The 4,585-nt window shown below is 75.5% G+C and carries 3 protein-coding genes and 1 pseudogene; 3 read left to right on the forward strand and 1 reads right to left on the reverse strand.

Features of this window, described 5'->3' with window-relative positions; genetic code table 11:
- The first annotated feature begins 1 nt into the window (after position 1).
- The 3 genes and pseudogenes from murQ (at position 2) to EF903_RS29140 (ending at position 2,714) form a co-directional block, all read left to right on the forward strand.
- Complete coding sequence (gene murQ / locus EF903_RS29130; RefSeq protein ID WP_125548002.1) at positions 2–973, forward strand: N-acetylmuramic acid 6-phosphate etherase; 972 nt, start codon at positions 2–4, stop codon at positions 971–973.
- A 47-nt stretch (positions 974–1,020) separates the two neighbouring features.
- Positions 1,021–2,311: pseudogene (locus EF903_RS29135) on the forward strand (PTS transporter subunit EIIC).
- A 28-nt stretch (positions 2,312–2,339) separates the two neighbouring features.
- Positions 2,340–2,714 (forward strand): hypothetical protein, encoded by a 375-nt coding sequence (locus EF903_RS29140; RefSeq protein WP_125548003.1) that lies wholly within the window; start codon positions 2,340–2,342, stop codon positions 2,712–2,714.
- Between the two features lie 244 nt (positions 2,715–2,958).
- On the opposite strand, the gene EF903_RS29145 is transcribed toward EF903_RS29140, so the two are convergent.
- Positions 2,959–4,143: a S8 family peptidase gene (locus EF903_RS29145; protein WP_390335754.1), complete on the reverse strand. Its 1,185-nt coding sequence runs from the start codon at positions 4,141–4,143 to the stop codon at positions 2,959–2,961.
- Between the last annotated feature and the right edge of the window lie 442 nt (positions 4,144–4,585).

The following is a 4,585-nucleotide window of genomic DNA, read 5'->3' on the forward strand; positions in this document are numbered from 1 at the left end:
CGTGACCGCCGACGCCGCGCTGCGCGCCCAGCTCGACACCCTGACCACCGAGGCCTTCCGGCCCGACCTCGCCGAGATCGACCGGCTCGACACCCTCGCCCTCGCCCGCCTCATGAACGCCGAGGACGCCGGCGTCCCCGCCGCCGTCGCCGCCGAGCTGCCCGCCATCGCCGCCGCCGTCGACGCGATCGCCGCCCGCATGTCCCGCGGCGGCCGCCTCGTCTACGCGGGCGCCGGCACCGCCGGCCGGATGGGCGTCCTCGACGCCAGCGAGTGCCCGCCCACGTTCAGCACCGGCCCCGGACAGGTCGTCGGCCTGATCGCGGGCGGCCCCTCCGCCATGGTGCAGGCCGTCGAGGGCGCCGAGGACTCGCCCGAGCTGGCCGCCGCCGACCTCGCCGCGCTGAAGCTCACCGCCGAGGACAGCGTCGTCGGGATCTCCGCCTCCGGCCGCACCCCGTACGCGCTCGGCGCCGTCGCGTACGCCCGCGCCCGCGGCGCCCTCACCGTCGGCCTGTCCTGCAACGCCGGCTCCGCGCTCGCCGCGGCCGCCGAGCACGGCATCGAGGTCGTCGTCGGCCCCGAACTGCTCACCGGGTCCACCCGCCTGAAGGCGGGCACCGCGCAGAAGCTCGTCCTCAACCTCATCTCGACGATCACGATGATCCGGCTCGGCAAGACGTACGGAAACCTGATGGTCGACCTGCGGGCCTCCAACGAGAAGCTGCGCGCACGCTCCCGCCGCATCGTCGCCCTCGCCACCGGCGCCGGCGACGACGAGGTGGAGGGCGCACTGGCCGCCGCGGGCGGCGAGGTGAAGGCCGCGATCCTCGTCCTCCTCGCCGGCGTCGACGGCCCGACCGCCTCCGCCCTGCTCACCGCCTCGCACGGCCACCTCCGCGCGGCCCTCACCCACACGGCGGCACCCGACGGCCCCGGCCCCGCGGCCGACGGCGCCCCGCCAGCCCGCTGACCGGCCACCGCCCCTCATCCCGCCCTCCAACACAAGGCGATCACCCCATGCCCTCAGACAAGCACCGCGACACGGCCGCCGCGATCCTCCCCCTGGTCGGCGGCCCGGACAACGTCACCTCGATCGCGCACTGCATGACACGGCTGCGCATCGGGCTGCGCGACCGCTCGCTCGTCGACGACGCCCAGTACGCCCGGCAGCGCCCGCAACGCCACCCCCGTCAAACTGGCGCTGCGCCGCATCGCGAACATCTTCGTCCCGCTCATCCCCGCCCTCATCGGCTGCGGCATCATCGCCGGCCTGAACGGCCTCCTCGCCAACGCGGGCCTGCTGCCCACCGTCGTCCCCGCGCTCGCCGCCATCGCCTCCGGCTTCATGTCCCTCATCGCCGTGTTCGTCGGCTTCAACACCGCCAAGGAGTTCGGCGGCACCCCCGTCCTCGGCGGCGCCGTCGCCGCGATCATCGTCTTCCCGGGCGTGGCGAAGATCGACGCCTTCGGCCAGCACCTCACCCCCGGCCAGGGCGGCGTCCTCGGCGCGCTCGCCGCCGCGCTGCTCGCCGTCTGCGTGGAGAAGTGGTGCCGCACCTGGGTGCCCGAGGCCCTCGACAACCTCGTCACCCCCACCGTCACCGTCCTGACGGCCGGCCTCGCCACCCTCTTCGGCCTGATGTTCCTCGCCGGCGAGATCGCCGCCGCCATCGGCGCCTTCGCCGGCTGGCTCCTGCACACCGGCGGCGCCTTCGCCGGGCTCGTCCTCGGCGGCCTCTTCCTGCCGCTCGTCATGCTCGGCCTGCACCAGGCGCTCATCCCCATCCACACCACCCTCATCGAGCAGAGCGGCTACACGGTCCTGCTGCCGATCCTCGCCATGGCCGGCGCCGGACAGGTGGGCGCCGCGCTCGCCGTGTACTGCCGGCTGCCCCGCAACCGCTCCCTGCGCACCGTCATCAAGTCCGCGCTCCCCGCAGGCTTCCTCGGCGTCGGCGAGCCCCTCATCTACGGGGTGTCGCTGCCGCTGGGCCGGCCCTTCGTCACCGCCTGCGCGGGCGGCGCCGCGGGCGGCGCGTTCATCGGCCTGTTCAACCAGCTGGGCAGCGTCTTCGGCTCGACCGCGATCGGCCCGTCCGGGTGGGCGCTGTTCCCGCTGCTCGACGGGCGCTCCGGGATGGGAACGACCGCCGCGATCTACGCGGGCGGGCTCGCCGTCGGATACCTCGTGGGCTTCGCCGCCACCTGGTTCTTCGGCTTCACCGACCGCATGCTGGCCGAGCTGAACACCGACGGGGGAAAGGATCCGGCCACCGCCCCACCGGCCAACACGCCCGCTATGGCGTAAATGTGGCTCCGGCGGCCAGACTGCCCGCATGACGCTCCCCCCCGAAGCCGTCGCAGCCGCCGCCGTCGTCGAGGTCGTCCGCCTCGCCGCCCGCCCCGAACGCTACGGCCGGCCCATGACCGGCCCCGTCGTCAGCCGGTGGACCGGCCGGCAGGCCGCAGACTCCCTCGACCTGATCTCGTCCATGCCGCCCGGGGACGCCCGCCTGTGCTTCGCCCCCGGCTGGGGCCTGCGGGCCTTCGGCGCCGACGAGGGCCTCCTCTTCGAGCTGGTCTTCTGCTTCAGCTGCCACCACCGCTGGCTGTGGGGCCCGGCCGTGCCCGAGGAACTCGCCTTCGACACCATCTCCGGCAACACCGCCGAGGCGGACGCGCTGCTCGCGCACTTCCGCGACGCCGCCTGACAGGCCGTACGGGCACCCGCCCGGCCTCGGCCGGACGCGGCGGGCCCGCTCTCCGTCCGGCCGGGCGGCGCGGCCCGTCCGCACGAGCCGCACCGGCTGCCCGAACGGCCCGGCCCCGGTGGCCGCCCGGGCGGCCGTACGGCCGGTCGACCGGCAGGAACCGGCCAATCCCGCTCCCGGGCGTCCGCCGCGGCGCTCCACCCGGAGCGCCCGCGGGCGGGAGGCCGAGAAGTACCGTGGCCGGTCAGAGGCCGGACGTGAAGAGGAGTTCGTTCGGGCTGCCCGTGCTGACGCGGGTCAGGACGCCCTTCGTCGCGTTCTGCTTCAGGTACGTGTAGATCTGCGCCGGCGTCTCCGTCGGGTGGGCCTGCCGGTACAGCACGGCGATCCCCGCGACGTGCGGCGACGCCATCGACGTGCCGTTCAGGGCGACGGTGCCGCCGCCGAGGCGCGCCGACACCACGTCCTGCCCGGGCGCGTACAGGTTCACGCACGGCCCGTAGTTCGAGAAGTCCGTCTCCTGGTCGTACGCGTTCGACGCGCCGACCGTCAGGACGCGGGCCGCCGACGCCGGCGACACGTTGCACGCGTCGCGCGCCTCGTTGCCGGCCGCGACGACCGGCAGGACGCCCGCGTCCGACAGCGCCGTCGCGGCGGCGTTGACGGTGGTCGAGCGGTCGCCGCCGAGGGAGGCGTTCGCGACGGCCGGCTGGCGGGCGTTCTTCGCGACCCAGTCGAAGCCCGCGATGATCCCCGACCAGGCGCCCCGCCCGTCGCAGCCCAGCACGCGCACCGACACCAGGTTCGCCTTCGTCGCCACCCCGTACGTCTTCCCGGCGACCGTGCCCGCGACGTGCGTGCCGTGCCCGTTGCAGTCGAGGCCCTGCCGGCCGTCGCCGATCGCGTCGAAGCCGAACACGGCGCGCCCGCCGAACTCGGCGTGCTGGTAGTCGATGCCCGAGTCGATGACGTACGCCGTCACCCCGGCGCCGCTGCCGGTCGGCGTGTACGTCCCGTCGAGCGGCAGGCCCCGCTGGTCGATCCGGTCCAGGCCCCACGTCGCGGCCGGGGCCCGCAGCGCCGGACCGGCCGCCGGCTGCAGCGGCGCCGACACCTCCGCGTCCTCCTCCACCGACTTCACGCCGGGCGCCAGACGGACCGCGGCGAGCTGGCTCGTCGTCATCGCCACCGCGAAGCCGTTCACGGCCTTGCTGTACACGAAGGACGGCTTCAGCTTGAGCTGCTCGGCCAGCTTCGCCCCGTCCACCCCGGCGTCGAGGGTGACGATGTACCTGCCCGGGATCGCGTTCTCCGCGGTCAGCAGCGGGACCGGCGTCGGCTCCGGGGTGCTCGCGGACGCCGGGCCGGCGACGGCGGCGGGGGCCAGGGTGAGGGCGAGGGCGGTCGCCAGACCGGTGAGCAGGCGCACGGGGACTCCATGGGGGCGGGGATCGGCACGACGGAGCCGCACCTCATCGGCGCCGGGAACGCTTCCGAGGTACGGCCTCCCCTTCATCGGGCCGCGGCACGCGACGGCTTGAGCACCGCAGCCCGGATGGCCGAGAAGCGGCCGCACGGCCGCGTCCGGTACGGGGACGGCGCCGCGCCCCGGCGCCCGGCGGACGGAAACCGTCACCCTCCCGGGGGCCGCCCGCGGCACGGAAAACCACCCGTACGGGCCCGCACCCGGGCGGCGGGGCGCACCGGCGCACACCGGCGGTGCTCCCGGAGGGGCCGCGCCACGCCCCGTATGTCGTTGACCGGCACCGGCCTGCGTGATGCCCTCACCGCATGCGCAACCAGCCGAGGTGGACCCTGCCCGCGGCCGTCGCCGCCGCCGCGCTCGCCGCCACCGCCGCAGCCGCCCTGCC

Source organism: Streptomyces sp. WAC05292, from assembly GCF_003949955.1.
In the GTDB taxonomy this organism is placed as follows: Bacteria; Actinomycetota; Actinomycetes; order Streptomycetales; family Streptomycetaceae; genus Streptomyces; species Streptomyces globosus.